Source organism: Streptantibioticus ferralitis (assembly GCF_029223525.1).
Classification (GTDB): Bacteria; Actinomycetota; Actinomycetes; order Streptomycetales; family Streptomycetaceae; genus Streptantibioticus_A; species Streptantibioticus_A ferralitis.
Genome location: NZ_JARHTQ010000011.1, coordinates 63,070 through 82,932, shown reverse-complemented (window position 1 = coordinate 82,932; position 19,863 = coordinate 63,070). Strand labels below are relative to the sequence as shown.

Below are 19,863 nucleotides of genomic sequence, written 5' to 3'. Positions count from 1 at the left end.
TGCCTGATCGGCTGATCAGCATGAGCCGACCTCGCCCATCGTCAGGTCTACGACCTTCCACTCAGTCCCGAAATGCTGCACTGTCGCCTTGGTCTCGTGATGGCCACCGGGAACATCGTTTTCCAATGCCCCATCGTGCTTATACACCAGCCAATGAGAGCCATCGGAGCAGTCCACAATCTTTACCTGCTTGGGCGCCGCTGCAGGCGTGGCCGATTCCACTTGGGGAGACAGGATGACCTCGCCCTTGGCGATCACTCCGTCTTGACGGTCCTTAGCCAAGCCGTATTTCAGCAACCGCAGTGCACCACCAGCCGCGTGGTCGCCGAGCTGTGGTGCGTTCGGATCGGCGGTCCGGCCAGCCGCTTCAAGGTCCTTCCACATGGCGCGGTAGGCGGCAACCGCATCTTCAACCCCGGCAACCGGTTGGCTACTCGACGCCGGGGCCGGGGCCGGGGGCGCTCCACCGTTATCGCGAGCAGGTGACGGCGCTTCGCCAGTGCAACCGGCCGCCCCCAGACTCAGTGCCGCAAGCAGCGTCATCGCAGTGACACCACATCGGCCATTTGCGCCCATCCGCTCCCGCCTTCTCACCGCCCTGTCGCATACGGACAGCAACCGTCAGCAACACCAAGTTACACGCTCGTTCCCCAGCGTGACGGAAGCCAACCCGGCAAGAAGGAGGAAATCCCTCTAGACCACGACTATCCCTCGTTCGAGGGACACCCCCGCTCAAGAGCCCAAGCGGTACAAGCTGCCCGTGAGTGCACTACGACAGCGGCCCATGTAAACATCAGCAGTCAGCACACAGGTGCCCCACAACCGCTCAGGTGGTGCTGGCAGTCATTGCCGCCACCCGTCCATCGCGCAGGGCGGCCCCGACCATTCCGCCGGGATTGCAATCCAGGCGACCTTGGTCCCGTTTCCCGACAGCCGGTAACCCCAGAGTCCACGCGAGAGATGGTGAACGATCTGCAACCCGCGTCCGCGTTCGGCCAGCAACACGCACAGCGCGCTCAGTCCGCCTCCGCGATCTTTGAGGACTGGGGCAAACGGCATCGTAGCGGGGCTCACAGGGAGTTGCGGGACGCGCGGATCCCGGTCGTGCACCTCGCATACGAGATAGACAGGCGTGCCGCGCAGCCACAACTCGTACGGGCCGTTAGCGTGCTCGGTAGCGTTGGCTACGAGTTCGGAGACAGCCAGGACGGCATCGCTGGCCGTCTCGTCCGGTAGCCCCCGGGCTTCCAAGCTCCGACGCAGGGTCCTACGTGCTTGCGCCGTGGCTCCGGGCGTACGGCTCGTCCACTTGCACAGGCGTACCAGGCTCCGGGGCCGGCCGCGCCGGGTCATTGGGCACCTCCGCGGGCGGCGTGCCGAGCTCGCAGTGCGGCACGTCGGTGTCGGCCTCGGCCAGGGCGGGCCATCGCGCGCGCTTCGTTGAGAGCAAATGGCGCGGTAGTTGGCCACATGCCCAACAGCAGGGCCGTGGTCAGCAGGACGGGCGGCATCATCGCGCCTCCATCGTGATCGCGATTTGGGAACGCGACCACGACACCCCGACTCTCTTGGAGAGGGGAACCCTACGGTGGCGACATTTTCACCGGAAATTTATTTGAGGTGAGTTCAAAAACTTCAGCCCGGGCGAGATGGGATCCCGATCCGCCGATGAGTGGCGTTTCGATCGACAAAAAGCACGCTCGACACCAGCTATTCCGCACGCAGGGAGCAGGTGGGAGCGCCTCCTGCTAAAGGATGTTCCAGCGTTGCCCGAGATCTCCGCAGCGGAGCCCGTCGATGCGGCGTTGCACCTCGGAGAGCTTTGCGGGCTCGTGGGTGGCTTTACTTGCGTTGGTCGTGATCATGCGTAGTTCGCGCAGATCTCGCAGGACGGGGTATCCGGGCCATTGGGTGACATCCCAGCCGTAGGCTTCGGCGAATTGGTTGTAGTGCCGGGTTCCGTAACCGAAGCGCCGACAGTGCACTTCTATCGTGACCAGATCCCATTCAGGTTGCCCAAAGGCGACGCTGTCCCAGTCGCACAGCACGGCGCGTTCTCCGTCGTGGAGTGCGTTGCCGTGCTGTGGGTCACCCTGGAGTACCGCGCTTTCAAGTTCGTACGTGACCCCGGTAAGGGCCTGCTGCAGTGATCCGACACGGTTATTGAGGAAGTCGAGTTCGTCTTGTCTCAAGGTGGTGATGCTGTCCAGCGAGTGCCGGATGGCGGCGCAAACGTTCAACGGATCTAGCGCGACCGGGGGTTGGCTGAGACTGTGGAGAACATTCAGCGGCTTAGCGATGGCTCCGGCCGGTACTGGATAACGAGGCTGCGGCAGATATGTCCACAAGGTGACGGGATGGCCGTCGATCACGAGGGGCTGTGCCTCTGGGCGGTACAGGGGGACGGTAGGGAAGCCGAGGTCCATCAACCAGCGAACGAACCTCACCGTTCGGTGAACTTCCTGTAGATTCGTTCCGTTCCGGGCGATCTTTACGACGACCGGCTCGCTGGCCAGTCGGATTACAGCGTTGGTCTGGCCGCGCATCAACTCTGCATCCGTCGCATCGAGGCCGACGGCTGTGCACGCGCGGTTGAGTAGATCCTGCATCTGGTCGTAGGTGAACCCGCCGTGGATCGGTGCAGTCATGTGACCAGGCTGACGGATCGCTTGGGCGCTGTCACATCTCTGGGGAAGGCAGTGCCAAGATCTCATTCAGCTCGCGTGCGCAGCGAGAAGCTCGCATGCGCTTGGGTACGGCTTCGATTACGTTTCGGGCCCGAGCGTCAAGGATCTGGGTACGGTGCTGCGAGGGCACCGCCAGATAAGCCTCGACCGCGAGCTGGCACGCATCGGCGAGGTGCCGCTCGTGCGCCAGGCAGATCGCCTCCTCGATGCGGAGCAAGGTGGGGTCGATGCTGCCGGACTGGTCGCGATAGAGCGCGTGCGCCTGTGTTTGGGCCGCTCTGGCCCGCCGTGTCTGCCCCAGATACGTGAGAGTGCCGCTGAGATAAAGCAGCAGCCGCCGCTCGGGGAAGGACCATGCGTCGTCCACAGGCGGACGTTCAGCCCGCGCGAAGAGATCTCGGGCCAGGTGCATGGCCTGCTCGGCCCCGGTAGCGTCGCCATGACGGGCGCGGATGCGGCCTTCGGCCGCGGCGGCAAACGAACCAGTAATAGTGGGCCGGTTCTGTGCTAGTAGGCGGGCCTCCTGGGCAAGTCGGAGCGCGCTCTCCAGCGGACCGTAGTAGTAAGGCAGCATCGCAGCCTGGATGCGCACGCGTGCTCGCAGGTCACGCTTTCCGCTGTCGTCAGCGGCAGTGCAGGCGGTGGCGTACCAGGCGCTGGCGTGTCGCAAGCACCCGAGTTTCATGAGGGCATCGGCGATCAAGGTCGCCAAGATCGCGGTCATCTCCGACAACCGAAGCTGCACCACTGCTGGTTGCCGATCGGCCGCGAGAACGCGGACTTCCTGGATATCGGCAACCAGTTCACTCAGCATCAGTTGCGGTGGAAGGAGGAGGTACTGCTGCCGGTGCACGAAGAGTCGCTCGTCGAGCAGGTCCAGCTGCCCGGCAGTTACGGTACCGGCGGCGAGGGTGCGATCGACAGAGAGCCGAACGCTGTCCAGCCAATCAGGAGAGTTCCGTTGCGGCTGGTCGCCTGGCGATTCCCTTGTCCTCGTAGGCGCAGTCATGGTGCGCTGTGCGGCCGGAGTGTAGTCGCAAGGTACGTCTATTCCCAGATCGATCGGGTTCGATTGGTAGAGACGGCAGAGTAGGTCGATCGTCGACGGTTGCGGCCGACGTTCAGGGTTCGTTTCCCACGTACGCAACTGGTCGGCATCCAGGCGAGGTCCGGCGAGTTGCTCAGCAGCACACAGGTTGTGGAACTGCTGTACGGCTTGAGTGAGCGTCCATCCTCGGGCAAGACGGTGAGCACGTAGTCGGGTGACCCCGCAGCATTCGCTGATCTCGGAGACGAGACGGCTGATCGGCCACTGCTGCTCGTCAGCCAGACGGCGCCATCGCCTAGCACACGGCTTCCCGTGATCATTGACCATCTTCACGTCTCCCGCAGGTGACTTGGGATCCATCAAACGTAACCAGCCCCTGAGCCACCGGGGGTTGAAAGTCGTGAAGCCGTCACCGGTTTCGGTCATACCCGTACCTCGGTCACCGGTTTCAGTTCACCGGTGACCGAGGCGCGTTGAGCGGTGGCCGTGGTCCGCGAACACTCTGTGCGCAGGTGCTGCCGCGGAGCTGACGGCACACGTCGGCTCACCGCAGGAGGTTAAGGGCCATGCCGGACCAAGATCCCCTGCGCGGATCAGCGTCGCTTCCGTCCCCACCGCAGACGGCGACTCCTTCGCCAGAAGGAACGAGTGATTCCGCATGACTGACCAGGCTCCATATACCGACACCTCCGGCATCGCCAAGCCCCAGCAAGTCACCACTTCCATCAGACGTGAACGGCGACGAGTACGGCAGCTCCGCCGCGTAGGGAGGGAGCACATGACCTCCTGGGGACTCGGCGCCTTGGCCGACGACGTCGAGCTGCTGATCAGCGAGATGGCGACCAACGCCGTCGTGCATGGTAAGGCGAGATCAGTGGGTTTCTTCCTTTCGTACGCACAGGGTGAGGTGCGCATCGAGGTTGATGACGGAACTCCGGGCAGTTGGCCACAACTCATTGACCAGGACACGGGTCGAGAGAGCGGGCGCGGTGTGTTCATTCTGGACTCCCTTGCCCGTAGCTGGGGCACCAGCGCCGATGGTCGGCGGACCTGGTGCACTCTCTCGGTGCATAGCGCGGTCCCGTGAGCGCTGTGGGGCACTCCGGCCTCGATGTTGACCGGATCCAGGAGGCAATTTGGAACGCCCGTTTCCGGGTCAGCCAGCCGAGCGGATTTCAGACTCGTGGACTTACCGCAGCGTTGGTTGGACACCTCCAGACTCTTCTGGCGTACGCCGCAGTACGGCAGGCCGACCTTGAGGGTGACGAAGCCGCTTCCTCCGTGGCCATGGAGACAATCACGAGAGCCCAGGCGGCCCTGAGAGGCTCAAGATCAGGCTGCATCGATCACATGCGACTGGCTGACGCTACGGCTGCTCTGATCAAGTTGCTAGGCACAGGGCAATGACAGGTCCGTCCCGTATGAAGCGGCCCTCGCCGCCCACCCGTACTGGTTCAACGGTGGTCCCAGCTAGCCCGGACGCCGATGGCCTTAATGCACGCCGCTTCTCGCGAACCCGAAATGCGCGTCGCCTGAGGCGAATGGGAGATCGTTGTGGTCGATTGCGAGCGGTATTGGAGGAGGCCCTCGTGGTCTCGCTGAAGACTGTGCGGCGTCCCCCAGTGGTGCGAGCCCGTCCGTTGATGTGGTGGTACGAGGCCGCCGTTCAGTTCCTCGTTGTGCTCGGTCTTGGCTCGGCTCTCGCCGCTCTGTTCTTCTACACGACGCCAGGCAAGGGTTAGCGACCTCGCACGGGGACCAGGTACGGCCCGCTTTGTCCTCCGAATTGCTGGGAGGGCGGCCGGTCATGCGTTAGCGACATGTTGATCCGGAGGAAAACCTGATGCAGTTCCCGCTGTTGTCACGGCGAGAGATTCCTGGGACGATCGGCGTGATCACGGGCGGCTGGAGCCGTGAGCGCGACCGCTCTCTGAACTCCGCTCGGGCTGTCATGGAATCACTAGGCCGCCAACAGGCCCGGGCAATCCTGGTGGACCCGGAAACCGAGAACTTCCTCGACCAGATCACCCAAGTTGGCATGGCGTTCCTTGCTATCGCTGGGCGCGGCGGCGAGGACGGGCGCCTGCAAGGATTGCTGGACACGCTCGATATCCCCTATACGGGCTCGGGAGTTTTAGCGTCGGCGACGGGGATGCACAAGCCCACTGCCAAGATGCTCGTCGCTGACGCTGGGCTAAGGGTGCCGAAGGGGCTGATCGTCGATCGGACTGCCGGTGGTTTGGGCGAGGCCGAGCGACTGGTGGGAATCCTTGGGTTGCCTGTGGCCCTCAAGCCAGCCAACGAAGGCGGGTCCATCGGCCTGCGGGTGGCTCGCGACCTGGCGGAGCTTGCCGAGGACCTGTCCGAGCTCAGCAGGAGTGATACCGAGCTGCTGGCTGAGCAGTTTAGTCCTGGCCGTCCGGTGAGCGTCGGCGTGCTCGAAGCCCGGGCTGTCGATGGCGAGGAGCTGTACGTGCTGCCCCCGCTGGAGGTCGACGTTCCTGGCGGGATCTACACCTACGCCGCCAAGCGCGCCCAACGACCATGCGTCTACCACTGCCCGGCCCGCTTGCCGCTGGCGATGCGGAAGCAGCTACAGGCTGCGGCACAGGCCGCGCACCGAGCCCTGCACTGCACCGGGTACTCCCGGCACGACTTCGTCGTCACCGGTCCGGGCGAGGCGGTCTGGTTGGAGGTCAACACGCTGCCAGGCCTGACGGAGCAAGGGAACCTCGCCCGCATGGCCGACGCCGACGGCCTGTCCTACGACCAACTGGTCGCGCACATCGCGCGCGGTGCCGCGGTCGATCGTCGCGCCCAGGTTTGATAGATGCTCACCCCTTGTGAAGGAGCGGCTCCGGTGTCGATCACCGCGCACAACGTCGGCAACGCCATCCACACGCTGGAAGGGGTCGCGGTACACACCCCGGTCCTTCATTCGCCGGGGCTGGACCGGCTGCTGGGGCGGAGGGTCCTGGTGAAGGCCGAGAACCTGCAGCGCGGTGGCTCCTTCAAGTTCCGCGGGGCGTATCACTACGTGTCCGCTCTCGGGCCACAGGCGCGGTCCCGTGGCGTGGTCGGCGCCTCGTCGGGCAATCACGGGCAGGCTTTGGCCTTGGCGGCGCAACTGCTTCGGGTGCCGGCCACCGTCGTCGTCCCACAGGATGCCCCGCGGATAAAGCTCGAAGGCATTGCTGCGGCCGGGGCGCGCATCGTGCGCTACCAGCGCGGTCACGACGACCGGGATGCGATCGTGGCCGACCACGCGCAACGCCGCGATCTGGCCATCGTGCCGTCGGCGAACCACCCGTTGGTCATCGCGGGGGCTGGGACTGTCGCCTGGGAGCTGCTGCGTGAGCACCCGGAGACCTCCATCGTGCTGGTGCCACTGGGTGGAGGAGGACTCGCTGCGGGAACAGCCCTGATCACCAAGGCGCTTCACCCAAAGGTCAAGGTCATCGGGGTCGAGCCGAATCTTGCTGACGACACCGCACGCAGCCTTCGAGCCGGTCGGCGCGTGGCCATACCCGCGCCGCGCACCATCGCCGACGGGCTCACCCACACCACCCCCGCGCCGATCCCGTACGAGATCAACGCCCGGCTGCTGGACGACGTGATCACGGTCCCGGAATCGGCCATCAGCGATGCGATGGCCTTGCTATACCACTACTTCCACCAGGTCGCCGAGCCCTCCGGCGCGGTTGCCCTCGCTGGTCTGCTCGCCGCGCCCGGTCGCCTTCCGACGGGGACCGCAGCCGTGGTCCTGTCCGGAGGAAACGTCGACTGGAGCGCCTACCGGACGTTGCTCAACTGTTCCCTGACGCGAATGGAGAACCCCCGTGCCGCCCTGCCCGGCCTGCGCCAGCGCACCGCTGCCGGAGCCCCGGCTACATGATCCGGTGCCCGCCCACACGCAGTACGCCAGTTCGCACCTCATCTCCGCCATCGCCTACCACGGTCTTGATCCAGCCGCCGATCCGGCGTGGGCGAGCACCGGCGCCACGACCGTCGAGGAGTACGCCAGGTGGAGCCGGAACCTGTGCGGCATGGCATGCCTGCGCATGCTGCTCGCCCACCGCGACGGCACCGCCCCTAGCCTGTTCGACCTGGCCGCCATGGCCCGTCGCCATAGGGCTTATGTCGAGGAGAGCGACGGGAGTATCAAGGGTCTGATCTACGCGCCGTTCGTCGCTTACGTTCACGAGGCCCACGAGATCAACGCGACCGTGCACCGTGATCTGTCGATGGTCGAGCTGTCCCAACTCCTGCAAGCCGGGCGGATGGTGATGGCTTCGGTCCACAAGGAGATCCGCCGCCCGGATCGCGATCCGCCAGGCCGGGGCGGCCACCTCGTCCTGGTCATCGGCCAGGACGAGTGCGGTCGCCTGCACTGGCGCAATCCGTCCGGTCACACCCATCAGGCGCGGATCGCCGCGCACCCGCCGGAGGTGTTCGCACGGTTCTTTGGCCATCGCGGCATCTCCCTCGATCCCGCACCAGCCACACGTCGCCCGGCTGCCTCAAGCACCGACGCCAAGACACCAGGCGACCGCCGATAGCGCCCACGAATCCTCGTCCGCCCCCTCCCCAGACAGGAAGAAGGCCCCGTGCTGCCCATCCCCCTGACCCGCATCGCCGACATCGTTGGCGGCAACCTCCACGACGCACCCGATCCCATGGCCATCGTGGATGCCCCGGCGGTCTTCGATTCCCGGGAAGCCCAGCCCGGCTCACTGTTCATCGCCCTGCGCGGCGAGCAGGCCGACGGCCACGCCTACGCTCCCGACGCGATCGCCTCCGGTGCCGCAGCGGCCTTGGTCACCCGGCCGGTCGGCGTCCCCGCGATCGTCGTACCCGACGTACTGACCGCGCTCGGCCGTCTGGCGCAGCACCTGGTCCACCAACTCAACCGCACCGATGTGGTCGCCGTCACTGGGTCCGCGGGCAAGACCAGCACCAAGGACCTCATCGCCCACCTGCTGTCCGATCTTGCTCCGACGGTGGCCACCCACCAGTCGTTCAACAATGAGATCGGTCTGCCCGTCACTATCAGCCGCGCCACGCAGAGCACCCGCTATCTGGTGCTGGAGATGGGCGCTCGCGGGATCGGCCACATCCGCGACCTCACCCGCATCGCCCGCCCGCAGATCGCCGTCGTGCTGAACGTCGGCACTGCCCACGTCGGAGAATTCGGCAGCCGCGACAACATCGCCCAGGCCAAGGGCGAACTCGTCGAAGCCCTCCCGCCTGGCGGCTTGGCCGTGCTCAACGCCGACGACGACCTCGTGCACACCATGGCCACCCGCACCCAAGCCCGGCTCGTCACCTTCGGCCAGGCTCCCAACTCCACTATCCGCGCTGAGAGAGTCCAGCTCAGCGATAGTGGCCAGCCGCACTTCACCCTGTGCACCCCTGAGGGTGCCGCCCGAGTCGCATTGCAACTCGTCGGCGAACACCACGTTTCCAACGCGGTGGCGGCTGCCGCCGTTGCCCGTGAGGCGGGCATGCGCCTGGACCGGATCGCCGCACGCCTCGCTACCGCCACCCCCCAGTCGCGCTGGCGCATGGAGACCACCGACCGGCCGGACGGTGTCACCGTGGTCAACGACGCCTACAACGCCAACCCCGATTCCATGGCGGCCGCGCTCAAAGCCCTGGCCGCCATGGCACGAGGCGGACGGCGCGCCATCGCCGTCCTCGGTGAGATGCGCGAGTTGGGCCAAGACACCCGCAGCGCGCACGAGGAAGTCGGCACTCTAGCCGGGAAGTTGGGCTTGGACCTGGTCATCACCATCGGCGGGAAGGAAGCGCGATGGCTGCACGATGCCGTATCGGCCGCTGGCGTCTCCGCGACGCATCTGGCCGATCAGGGCGCCGCTCGCGAACTCCTCAACGCATCGTTGCGGACAGGCGACGTGGTGCTGGTCAAGGCGTCGCGTGGGGCCGGTCTGCAGACCTTGGCCGAGGCACTGGTGCAGACCGACCCCAGCCCCGCGGCCTAGACCACAGGGGCGAAGACGGCGCTGGCGAGGGCACACAGCGTGCCCTCGGCCACACGGGTGACCTCCTGCCCAGGCCCCGTGGTCAAGACCACGTCACCCGGCTTCACCACCGCGTCCAACGCACGGACCGTCGCCAGCCCTTCGCGGACCTGAACAGCAGCATGACGAGCCGAATCACGCAAGCACCCGGCGATCAGTTCGCTGTCGACCCCTGGCACCGGATCTCCCACGAGGTCGTGCAACTTCAGCAAAAACACTTCATCCGCCGCGGCCAAGGCCTGTCCGAGCGCCCGCGCCAGGGCCTGCACGCGGCCGTACCCGGACGGCTGGCACACCACGATCACCCGGCCGCCGTCGCCCGCCACCGCACGGGCGGCGGCGATATCCGCCGTGATCGCCGTCGGGTGATGCGCGAAGGAATCAATCAACACCACACCTCGGGCATCCCCTACCACCTGCAGGCGACGCTCCACTCCGGCGAACGCCTGCAAGCCAGGGAGCAGATCAGCCGCGGTGAACCCAAGCGCGACGCCCGCGGCCAGTGCGGCCACCGCGTTGCCCGCATTGTGCCGACCGGGCGTGTGCACCGTGAACGAATGCACGCTCTCCTCCGGACCACATACGACCACCTGCGAGGACAGCCCATCCCGGGCCGCGGTCACATCGAGGACGCGCCAGTGGGCGTCATCCGCCTCACCGACCAGCACCACATTGACCAAGCCTCGCGCGGACGCGGCCTCAGCAACGCGGCGGGCACCGGCATCATCCGCCGAGCACACCAGCGTCCCGCCCTCGCGCACCGTCGCCGCGAAGCCGATGAACGCCTCCACCGCGTCGTCCACCCCGGCGTACCTCTCGGGATGATCGTCGTCCACGTTCAACACCACCCCCACACTGGGGGCGTAGCGTGTGAAGCTGCCGTCGCTCTCGTCCGCTTCCGCGACGAACACCGACTCATATGGAGATACCCGGACGCCCGACAAAGGGCCTTCAGTATCCCCGCCAAAGACGTACGACGGATCGCCGCCCGCCTCCTCCAAGGCTCGGGCCAGCATCGCCGACGCCGTCGTCTTCCCGTGCGTTCCGGCGACCGCGACCGGCCGGTGACCGGCCATCAACTCCGCGAGCAGATCGGAACGGTGCACTACCGGGATGCCAGCCTGACGGGCCGCCTGCAGCAGCGGATCATCGTCGCGGACGGCCGTGGAGCGCACCACCACGCTCGACCGTCCCAGATCCGCCCACGCGGCCTCCCTACGATCCCCGATGGTGACCTGTACTCCGCGTTCCTTCAGAGCTCCGATGGCCGGGCTTTCTCGTCGGTCGTGCCCAGCCACCGCAGAGCCGTGTGCCCGGCACATCGCCGCCAGTGGCGCCATCCCCACGCCACCGATCCCCACGAAGTACGGCCGCCGCCAATCGAAGTCACGCTCCGGGCCTGGCAGTTCCACATACTTGGTCTCTGTCATGACGACAGCTCCTTGAGGTCGTCGGCAGCACTTCTCGGGCTGCCGCCACAGGTCGGCGTCCACGAGCGGCCGCCGCACCTCCACCGTCGCGGCATCATCCGACCTGTCGCTACGGCCTGCGCCGTTGCGAAGCATTCGCAACCCCCGCTCCGCTGCCTTCGAGGAGAGTGAACCGTGGCCCGAACACCCAACTACCGCCTCGCGCACGCCTTGGCCCTGGCCCAATGGAGCAACAGCCACACCGCGCGGACCATCAACAACGGTGCCCGCACCATGGGCTACCGGGGAATCGCCGTCGATACCTCACGCATCGGCCGCTGGATCCGCATCGGAGAGATCCCACGTCCCCCCATCCCGCACATCCTCGCCACGTTGCTCACCGAGCATCTCGGCCAGCCGATCAACACCTCGGACCTCGGCCTGACCACCGCCTGGCACACCATGCCCCTGGGACAACTCCTGACCCCCGCCGAACTGACCGCACTCACCCACCGCGCCGCAGAGCAGGACACCACGCCCGAGCACTACCTACGCACCATCATCCGACTCGTGCTTTACACAACCTCCGCCCACAGGCCCTTGAACACGCTAGCGTCAGACACCGAACTGCCCACGTAGCGGCACCTGGCCAAAGCCCGGTCACCCCCTCTGAGGGTGCGCTTCAGCCCACGCTGGCTTCGCTCCAACGTCGCTGCCCAGAACAGCAGCTCCCGCATGCAGGCCCTCTCAGAGGCAGCGAAAGGCCGGGATGCGCGGTTCGGCGAGGAGACGCCTCGTGGTCACACCGAGCTGGAAGATAGGCTTGCTCCCTCCTGTGACTGCGGCAAACTAACCTCGCAGGAACGGAAGTTGAGGCCAGTACTCGCGCGGAGTGGGGAAGCAAACGTGAAGTTCGACATGGGCAACACCACGCTGTCGACTCTGATCAAGCAGACCCAGGGGTCCAACGAGGATCTGGGATCGTTGATCAAGCAGCTGATCGCGGCGGCACAGCCATTGGAGGGGAAGTTCAACGGCGCGGGTAAGGCGGCGTTCGACGCCTTCAAGACCCAGTCTGACCGGATCACTGCGGATTTGAACAGTGCGCTGGGTTCGATCCTGGGTGGTCAGGGCGGTATGCACAAGTCGTTCGCCACGGGTGACACCCAGATGCAGGACGATGCCCGGTCGTCGATGAGCTCGGCCAACTTCGACGCGGCCCGGTTCTCCGGCCGCTGACACGCAGGGGGACTGTTTTCATGGGTAACACTGACCGCCGCAGCTACGACACCGCCGCGTCCGGCGAGGCGCAGACGAACCTGGCGGGTGTCATCTCCCATCTGGAGACGGTGATCAACGCGCGGGACGGGCAGGTGAAGGCGGCGATGGCCGACTTCCAGGCCGACGGCGTCTCGGACGAGTACCACGCCAAGGAACAGCGCTGGAACCGCGCGGCCACCGAGGTGCGGCAGATCATCCACCTCGTGCGATCCACGCTGGAGAAGAACGACGGCACCGCGCAGCAGACCCTGTCGCAGGCGAAGGCCTCGGTCGACGCGATCGGCTGACCCGGATCTGCACAGCACCGGTTCGGATAGAGACGCTGAGGACGCACGGGGAGGGGACGGACACAGGCATGTCGCATCCGCAGGGGAAGTGGAACATCGATTCCGCGGGGGTGGACGGGGTCCTTGCGACAACACGCGAGGTAGCAGGAGGGCTCGAGGGCGAGGCGAAGTCCTACGCCAAGAATCTGGAGCACGCCGCCGGCCACGCTGGCAAGCTCAGCACTGAGGACGGCGCGATCGGGGCTGTTGGGGCCGCCCTTGGCCAGTTCGCTCTGGCTACCGAGGCCGCGCTGAAGTTCGTGTTCACCCGCGCTGGCAAGTCCATCGACGGCGCCCAGAACGCATCGAACAAGTACGCGATCGGCGATGAGCAGATGGCTGCCGAGGCACAGAGCAAGGCACTGGAAGGCACCCGCATTCCACCGTTCCATCTCGCTCCGCAGGACAAGAAGTGACACAGAACCTGATCGATCCGGACCATATCCCGAGATTTACTGGGGATCTGGATCAATTAGAGTCCGATGCCAGAGGTTTGAAGACTGACGGCGGCAACATCTCCAAGACCGGCGGGGACGTTCACGCCAAGTTCCAAGGGCTGTCGGCGTACTACGAGGCTCCCGAAGCAGAGCAGTTGTTCGCCACCACCAAGCCGGTTGCGGAGGCGGCCAAGACGTTCGGCGACAGCCTGGCGACGGTGTCGGACGCGCTGGTGGAGTACGCGCAGACGGTGCGACCTATCGCGAGCAGACTTGAGGACCTCCGACACAAGGCGACAGCCTTCCGCCAGAGCATCGAAGGCCATCCCCACTGGCGCTCCAACCACGACAGAGTCAAGGAACACAACGACCTGTGGGACGACGTCAACGCCGCCGTTGCCGCCTATTACGACGCCGCGCGCACGGCGACGGACAAGATTGAGAAGATCTTCGGCGGCACGATCCTCATCGCCAACGACGGCTCCAACAAGCCGAACATGTACGGCTACAGCGCTGACATGCTCGACCATGCCAAAGGTCTGCCGTGGGGCGGTCCTGTAGAGCAGACCTACCGCGGCTACGACGTTTGGCACTGGGGCGGGGTCTTTCTGAACGGCTTCGTCATTGACGGCGGCTGGTCCCTACTCAAAGGCCTGTACGACCTGACCCCCTTCGCGGGCTGGCATACCTTCACCCAGTCCTGGGACGGCCTCGGCCACGTAGCGATCGGATTTATCGCCCGCTTCGGCCCGAACCCCGCGGCCGCCACATACTCCGTCGCGAACGGCATGGATCCCGGCGGTGTCTCCGGTCTGCCTACTGGGGAACTGCCTCAATGGATGCAGGACGACAAGAAGGTGGCGCTCAACTTCGCCAAGAGCATGGTCGCCTGGGACGAGTGGAAGACAAACCCAGTCCGCGCGGCTGGCTCAACGCTCTTCAACGGCGTGACGATAGCCGCTGGGCCACTGACGAAATTCGGCGAGGCTGGCGAAGCCGGACGATTCGCCATGGCCGCCAAGACTGCCGCCGCCCTCGGGAAGGCCGGTCGCATCATCGACCCGATGACCTACATCAGCAAGGGCGTCGGTCACGTGGTCGGCACACTCCCGAGGATTTCTGACATCGCCGCCGCCATCGACCACTTCCGGATGGGCGACGTCCAAGGGCTCGACGAGCTCACCAAACTTCACGGTGTCGAACTCCCCGATGGCTCACTCAAGTTCGTAGACGGCTCGGTACTCCATACAAACGGAGAATGGCACTTCACCGACGGCACGACCATCGAGGCCGTCAACCCTCACGAACTGGCGATCACCCATGCGGGACACGATGCCCCTCAGGCTATTGATCACGCTAGCTCGCACTCGCCCGCCCCTGCGAGCCACGACATGCCGAGTTCGGCGGACCGGGCAGCCTTCGATCATGCCAGTGACCCGCTATGGGACGAAGGGGGAGCTGGGGCCGGTCACGATCACCCGGGCATCCACGCCGCATCTGCGGAGCCTCGGGGCAACCTCCCGGATGGCTCCTGGGAAGGACCGAACGGGCTCAGGTTGAGCCCGGAAGCCAATGCGGCAACGGACCATTTCCTTGGCCGGGCTATATCCACCGAGCCGCACGTCACCGGTGCGGTGCAGTCGATCGCGCACGACATCCACCATGGCAAGCTCAACGGTCTCGAATTCAGGCTGAAGGGCGAAGAGTCACTCAAGCGCAAGATCGCCACGGCGATGTTCGAAGACCCGAGGCTCACGCCAGAGCGGGCACTGGCCAGCATCAAGGATTCCTTGCGCTACACCGTGGAGATCCCCGCCGACAACTACGTTCATGGCGTCGAGCAAGCCGTAAGCGATCTCCACGGCCGAGGTTTTGAGAACGTTACGTTCAAGAACACGTGGGAGAGCTCGGGGTACAAGGGGATCAACTCCACGTGGCGCGACCCAGCCACGGGCCAGATCTTCGAGGTGCAGTTCCACACGCCCGAGAGCTTCGCCGCCAAGATGGACAGCCACGGCCTCTATGAGAGGGAGCGCCTCCCGGGCGTCTCTCCCGAAGAGCTCACCTCCATCAGGGCCGAAAAGCAAGAGGTGTTCGGGAGAGTCCCCGTCCCTCATGATGCTGGATACATCCACCTTGAGCATCCCGACCGAGGCCCGGAAGGTTCCACTGGTCACGCCGGAAACCCCGCACCTCGCGGACACGATGGCGGGTTCGGTCTGCGCCATGAGCACACCGACGCGTCCAGCGGTGGGCACAGTTCCGGTGACGATCACGGCACTCACGCCGGACACACAGGAGCGGAGCACCATGACGGTTCCGCTGCGCACGCCGTGCACGACAGTGGTAACGCCGTGGCAGACGGGCTGGAAAACAGGGGAACGCCTACCCCGACGCCCCAGACGCACTCGCTAGGACACGGCCATCCCGGATTTTCCATCATGGACAAGGGTGACCGCTTCTACACGAGCTTCCTGAAGGCAAAACCCTTGGAAGGCCACTATGACGTGGTCGCCCACGGAACGATGCACAACACCATCATGGACACTGCAGGCGGGCGGGAACTCTCTCCGAGAGAGTTGGCCGACGTCATCCGCAGGCGTGCCGACTACGAACCTGGAACTCCTATCCGCTTGATATCATGCAACACCGGCCACCTGGACGGAACCTTTGCAGGACAGCTTGCCCGGGACCTCGGGGTTCCGGTCGTAGCGCCAGATGGTTACGCTTACGTGGACGCATACGGGCGACTTGGAGTCGAAAGAGAGCTCAACCTCTTGCCCCGCCATATACCAGGACTACGCGGTTCGTTCTACCGGTATTACCCCGGGGGGTACGTCGAAGAGCTCCCGCGCTCCAAGTGGGCTGTCGATCAGTAAAGGGCATAACTCTCATGCGTGTACTACCAGCGTTCGAAGAGATCCAGACTGCGGACCAGGCGGCGTTCCAGCAGATCTCCCTGAGCAGTCGGCTGGACCGGCTCCCAGCCGACTTGAGGGGGCCACTGTCCGAGTACATGCTCGGATCGACAGCACTGTTTGCGACTTCCAACATCACCGATCCGCTCGCCCCTTCGAAGGGGGCAGTGGTGCCGTTCGGTTTCTCCACCGACGGCGAATGGGCGTGGCCTACGTACTGGGGATACTTCGTTCGCGAATATGGGGTATCGGTCCCCGACGACTTCATCACGCATGCTCGAGCAGCAAACTTCACCCCCGTGACCTTGCCGATGGAAGAATTTGACCGCGTTAACGAAGAGTTGATGCGCGAATTCCCACAAGAAAAGGTGACATACTACGCGAAGATCGGTGAAGGCTACTCGCGTGGCAACCCGCGGGGAATCGTCCGACGCCGGGTCGCCGATGGAGTCGAATACGATGAGGCCTTCACGCGAAATCTGCGTTGGGAACCCACGGAGTACCTCCGGCTCTACGAGCTCGGCCACAATGAAGTGGATCACGTAGAGATTACCGAGTCGGAAGCGAACGCCTTCGTCGAAGCCGTCACCCGGGAAATCGGCACCCAGCACTGATCGTAGGCTACGCGTATGACTGATATGACCTTGACCGAGGTTGAGGACCTGGCTCGCCGTCTTCACGCCACCCAAGTTGACAAGGCAGGCCGACCCTACGCAGAACACCTCGCCGCCGTCGCAAGCGGCGTGGCGGAGCGGCGCGGCTCAGAAGAGCAGATAGCAGCCGCATGGCTACATGACGCCGTTGAGGACGGGGTGTTGTCCAGGGAGCAGCTGGCCGAGGCTGCGTTGCCTCAGGGCACCAAGGACATGATCCTGGCTGTGACCAAACGGCCGGGAGAGTCACTGGAGGCGTACACGGCACGGATCCTCAGCACGCCAGGCGCTCTACTGATCAAAGAAGCTGACCTGGCGCATAATGCCGATCCGCAGCGTCTCGCACTTCTCGACGAAGCTACTGGCGACCGGCTGAGGGCGAAGTACGCGCGGGTACGGCAGCTCCTCGGTCTGGGTACGGGCTGAGAGCACAGGATATCGACGGTCCGCTGCTGAAAGTCGGCAGCACTTCGGCGGGGTGGGACGCGCTGCGCGTGAGGTCGCGGCGGCGGGGAACGACGGTCCTTCAAGGCCGTTCGGGCTGAGCGCCGGGTCCGCGACGGCGGAGTCAGTAGCCGAGCTTTTGAACCTGGTTGTGCAGGTGGTGCCGCTAGTGAATCAAGGCGCGCAGCGGTCGTGGCACTCTCGGCCGTCGTGTGAGCCGACTGAAGTCGAGCGCATACAGGGACCCTTGCGCCCACCACAACAGCCGGTCGCTGCAAGGGTCATTGGCGTCCGCGTACGTGCGCCGCGCGAGATCAGCGAGTGCACGAGCGGCTGACCGAAAGCTTGCGGGATGGACGGGGTGCAGGAGGATCTCGCTGTAGCGGGGAAGCGCGATCAGGAGACCGGATGGGCATGGGCCGGGCAGGAAGCGTTCGATGTCCAGCAACGCGCTGGTGACATACGGACTGCCCGGTCGGCCGATGACACGGACCGGCCCACCCGTGGTCAACTGACGGTCGGTTACGGTGCAAGCGGAGAGTTCGGCGGGGAGGGTGTTGGCGAGGGCGCGCGTGCCGGGATCTGTGACAGCCAGTTGCTCGGCACGTTCCCGGGTGAGCCAGCCGCCGTTTGGGTGGTCGAGGACGATCACGATGTCCAGCAGATCCCCGTACGGCGTGCACATCAGTCGCTCCCGCTCGCCGTCCGGCAATCGGGGAGTGACCTGGGCACGCAGCAACTGCTCTACCGGACCGTACCCTTCCCGTTCCGCCAGTGCCGCAGTCACCTCAGCGGCCTTCTCGGCGAGCCACAGCTGCACGCGGGTCGGCCAGGTATGCGCAGGCGTAGCCGCGCAGGTTGCCGTGATGGAGTCGAGGGAGATGTCGGCGTGCGCCGTGCCAACGGGCAGGACAAGCAGACCGGTGTCGGCGTCGAGCATTGCGTGCGGGGCCAGCAGCGGCAGCAAGTCGGCGATCAGCGCCCGCACATCGGCAGCGACCCGGTTGTCCGCACCCGTCATTGCTTGTTCCTACCAGCCGGACGGCGCTCATGGCCATCCGCCTGGTCCACCGATCCGCCCATTGTCGCGCGGCACCCGGTCGGCAACGCAGCACCCGCAAGACATGTAGATCGCCCCACGGGACCGCCCTAGCCCAGGAGAATTCCGCGTGACCAAGGACGTCATCGCCCTCACCCCGCGCATGCCCGACACCCGCAGCATCATCAACGCCCTCATGGCCGCGGGACCAGACCTTCGGTTGCAGTCCATCGCGGACGGCGCCGTCCTCCAACTCTGCGACGATGGCGGCCGACCTCTGATATCGGTCGAAGCGCCCATCCTCATCCAGGTACCTGGCGAGACCACGCGCCTCCTCGGCACCGACGTAGCCTGTACCTCAATCCCCATCTGGTGGGTCGAAGCGCGCGCATCGACCGCCGTCGACGAGGCCGGACGTGCGGCCGCCACCTTCGCCAGCCACCTCGCCGACCACCTCGACGGCACCGTCTGGCCACCAGACACCGCCCTCCCGCCACAGGCCCTTACGCCCGTCGACGCGAAGACCACCTCGGCGCCAACACCAGCCGCCGTCCAGCCCGCCGTCGACGTGCTCACCGACCGTGCAGCCGTCGTCATCCAAGACCGCCCTGTGGTCCCCATGAGCTCGTGGCTGTCCGACACCTTCCGCTCCTGCCTGGTCAGCAACCGCGCCCTGCAGATCGTCACCCCACCGAGCACACGGCTCAGCCTGCCGACCCGGACCGCCCTCATGGGCCCACCGAACCGCTGGGTGGTACGCAACCCTGCGGGCGGCTACTACGACGGACTGTTCGGAACCGAACTCCACTGGCACGATGGCGCCTTCACACCCGTTGGGAACCCACCGGGAGAGGTGCCAGTAGCTCGTGCCTTCTGCGACGTCGACGTCACAGCGGACAGCCAACTCCTCCTCTCGCTCCGCACCTGCCACCCGGCCGACGAACAACTCCTGCTCGGCGGTGGACTAGAGACCGCTTGGCGCACCCTGACTGGTACGCCCCCATCGGGTTGGGCCACCGCTGAACCCGCCAACCTGCCCTGGTCCCGCCCCGACATCACCCGCCTCGCCCGCAGGCGCGTCCCCGACGGCACCTGGATCGTCGCCGTCGGAACGCCCGACCGCCCTGCCATCGCCACCATGCGCATCGCCCGCACCACCGCAGGCGTCGAAGAAGACGTCACCATCGCCCTCGGCTACGCCGAAGGAGAACAGCCGCCCTTCGACCGACTACCAGACCTGGCTGCCCAACTGGCCACCGAGCACAACTTGCACTCCCTGCTCGCGCAACGCCGCGCAGCTCGCCGGGACCTCACTGCCCCCGGACACTTCGAAGACCTTCCCATCCCCCTCGCCTTCGCCATCGGCCCCAAGCCAGTCCAGGAAGTCGGCTTCCACCACGCCCGCCACGCGCCCGTGCCGGTCGCCGTGCAGGTGCTCGGCTGCGCCGAGCTCCCCGGCCTGTACTACCCGCTCAGCGAGAGCCCGTCCGTCTCCAGCTGGACAGCACTGCAACAGCTCATGCGCCATCTTCGTCCCGCAAACGAAACGCAAGGCCGATGATCTGCTGATCCGACGCAGC

19 protein-coding genes are annotated in these 19,863 nt (G+C 65.6%); 13 read left to right on the top strand and 6 right to left on the bottom strand.

Features of this window, described 5'->3' with window-relative positions; translation table 11 throughout:
- Window positions 1-15: 15 nt before the first annotated feature.
- The 4 genes from P2L57_RS18685 to P2L57_RS18670 all read right to left on the bottom strand — a co-directional run bounded on the left by P2L57_RS18685 (window position 16) and on the right by P2L57_RS18670 (window position 4,161).
- Window positions 16-543 (bottom strand): hypothetical protein, encoded by a 528-nt coding sequence (locus P2L57_RS18685; RefSeq protein WP_275815918.1) that lies wholly within the window; start codon window positions 541-543, stop codon window positions 16-18.
- Between the two features lie 300 nt (window positions 544-843).
- Window positions 844-1,353 carry an ATP-binding protein gene (locus tag P2L57_RS18680; protein WP_275815916.1) on the bottom strand — a complete coding sequence of 170 codons (510 nt, stop codon included), beginning with the start codon at window positions 1,351-1,353 and terminating at the stop codon, window positions 844-846.
- Window positions 1,354-1,748: 395 nt separating this feature from the next.
- Window positions 1,749-2,648, bottom strand: coding sequence for a phosphotransferase (locus tag P2L57_RS18675; RefSeq protein ID WP_275815914.1), 900 nt, complete (start codon window positions 2,646-2,648; stop codon window positions 1,749-1,751).
- 31 nt (window positions 2,649-2,679) lie between these two features.
- Window positions 2,680-4,161 carry an NsdA family TPR-like regulatory protein gene (locus tag P2L57_RS18670; RefSeq protein ID WP_275815912.1) on the bottom strand — a complete coding sequence of 494 codons (1,482 nt, stop codon included), beginning with the start codon at window positions 4,159-4,161 and terminating at the stop codon, window positions 2,680-2,682.
- Between the two features lie 232 nt (window positions 4,162-4,393).
- On the opposite strand from P2L57_RS18670, the gene P2L57_RS18665 reads away from it, so the two are divergent.
- The 5 genes from P2L57_RS18665 (at window position 4,394) to P2L57_RS18645 (ending at window position 9,737) form a co-directional block, all read left to right on the top strand.
- On the top strand, window positions 4,394-4,822 hold the full coding sequence (locus P2L57_RS18665) for an ATP-binding protein (protein WP_275815910.1): 429 nt from the start codon (window positions 4,394-4,396) through the stop codon (window positions 4,820-4,822).
- 756 nt (window positions 4,823-5,578) lie between these two features.
- Window positions 5,579-6,562 carry a D-alanine--D-alanine ligase family protein gene (locus tag P2L57_RS18660; RefSeq protein WP_275815908.1) on the top strand — a complete coding sequence of 328 codons (984 nt, stop codon included), beginning with the start codon at window positions 5,579-5,581 and terminating at the stop codon, window positions 6,560-6,562.
- Between the two features lie 33 nt (window positions 6,563-6,595).
- Window positions 6,596-7,630: a threonine ammonia-lyase gene (locus tag P2L57_RS18655; protein ID WP_275815906.1), complete on the top strand. Its 1,035-nt coding sequence runs from the start codon at window positions 6,596-6,598 to the stop codon at window positions 7,628-7,630.
- 4 nt (window positions 7,631-7,634) lie between these two features.
- The gene (locus tag P2L57_RS18650; RefSeq protein ID WP_275815904.1) at window positions 7,635-8,294 is read left to right on the top strand and encodes a cysteine peptidase family C39 domain-containing protein; all 660 of its coding nucleotides are present in this window, start codon (window positions 7,635-7,637) and stop codon (window positions 8,292-8,294) included.
- A 48-nt stretch (window positions 8,295-8,342) separates the two neighbouring features.
- Window positions 8,343-9,737, top strand: a complete 1,395-nt coding sequence (locus P2L57_RS18645; protein ID WP_275815902.1) for a UDP-N-acetylmuramoyl-tripeptide--D-alanyl-D-alanine ligase — start codon at window positions 8,343-8,345, stop codon at window positions 9,735-9,737.
- Here the strand turns inward: P2L57_RS18645 and murC are convergent.
- Window positions 9,734-11,206, bottom strand: a complete 1,473-nt coding sequence (murC, locus tag P2L57_RS18640) for a UDP-N-acetylmuramate--L-alanine ligase (RefSeq protein WP_275815901.1) — start codon at window positions 11,204-11,206, stop codon at window positions 9,734-9,736. The genes P2L57_RS18645 and murC overlap by 4 nt on opposite strands.
- Window positions 11,207-11,380: 174 nt before the next feature.
- On the opposite strand from murC, the gene P2L57_RS18635 reads away from it, so the two are divergent.
- From P2L57_RS18635 to P2L57_RS18605, 7 genes are all read left to right on the top strand, one after another.
- Window positions 11,381-11,824 (top strand): hypothetical protein, encoded by a 444-nt coding sequence (locus tag P2L57_RS18635; RefSeq protein WP_275815899.1) that lies wholly within the window; start codon window positions 11,381-11,383, stop codon window positions 11,822-11,824.
- Window positions 11,825-12,091: 267 nt separating this feature from the next.
- Window positions 12,092-12,424: a hypothetical protein gene (locus P2L57_RS18630; RefSeq protein ID WP_275815897.1), complete on the top strand. Its 333-nt coding sequence runs from the start codon at window positions 12,092-12,094 to the stop codon at window positions 12,422-12,424.
- A 20-nt stretch (window positions 12,425-12,444) separates the two neighbouring features.
- Window positions 12,445-12,753 (top strand): pore-forming ESAT-6 family protein, encoded by a 309-nt coding sequence (locus tag P2L57_RS18625; protein ID WP_275815895.1) that lies wholly within the window; start codon window positions 12,445-12,447, stop codon window positions 12,751-12,753.
- Between the two features lie 68 nt (window positions 12,754-12,821).
- Window positions 12,822-13,208 carry a DUF6507 family protein gene (locus tag P2L57_RS18620; RefSeq protein WP_275815893.1) on the top strand — a complete coding sequence of 129 codons (387 nt, stop codon included), beginning with the start codon at window positions 12,822-12,824 and terminating at the stop codon, window positions 13,206-13,208.
- Window positions 13,205-16,108: a DUF8616 domain-containing protein gene (locus P2L57_RS18615; RefSeq protein ID WP_275815891.1), complete on the top strand. Its 2,904-nt coding sequence runs from the start codon at window positions 13,205-13,207 to the stop codon at window positions 16,106-16,108. Before P2L57_RS18620 ends, P2L57_RS18615 begins: the two co-directional genes overlap by 4 nt.
- Window positions 16,109-16,122: 14 nt before the next feature.
- On the top strand, window positions 16,123-16,761 hold the full coding sequence (locus P2L57_RS18610) for a hypothetical protein (RefSeq protein ID WP_275815889.1): 639 nt from the start codon (window positions 16,123-16,125) through the stop codon (window positions 16,759-16,761).
- A 15-nt stretch (window positions 16,762-16,776) separates the two neighbouring features.
- A complete protein-coding gene (locus P2L57_RS18605) occupies window positions 16,777-17,226 on the top strand; it encodes an HD domain-containing protein (RefSeq protein WP_275815887.1) in 450 nt (149 codons plus the stop codon).
- A gap of 184 nt (window positions 17,227-17,410) precedes the next feature.
- Here P2L57_RS18605 and P2L57_RS18600 read toward each other — a convergent pair whose 3' ends face one another.
- Entirely contained in the window at window positions 17,411-18,265 is an 855-nt protein-coding gene (locus P2L57_RS18600) for a hypothetical protein (protein ID WP_275815884.1), read from the bottom strand.
- Between the two features lie 148 nt (window positions 18,266-18,413).
- On the opposite strand from P2L57_RS18600, the gene P2L57_RS18595 reads away from it, so the two are divergent.
- Window positions 18,414-19,844 carry a DUF6177 family protein gene (locus P2L57_RS18595; protein ID WP_275815882.1) on the top strand — a complete coding sequence of 477 codons (1,431 nt, stop codon included), beginning with the start codon at window positions 18,414-18,416 and terminating at the stop codon, window positions 19,842-19,844.
- Window positions 19,845-19,863 lie beyond the last annotated feature (19 nt).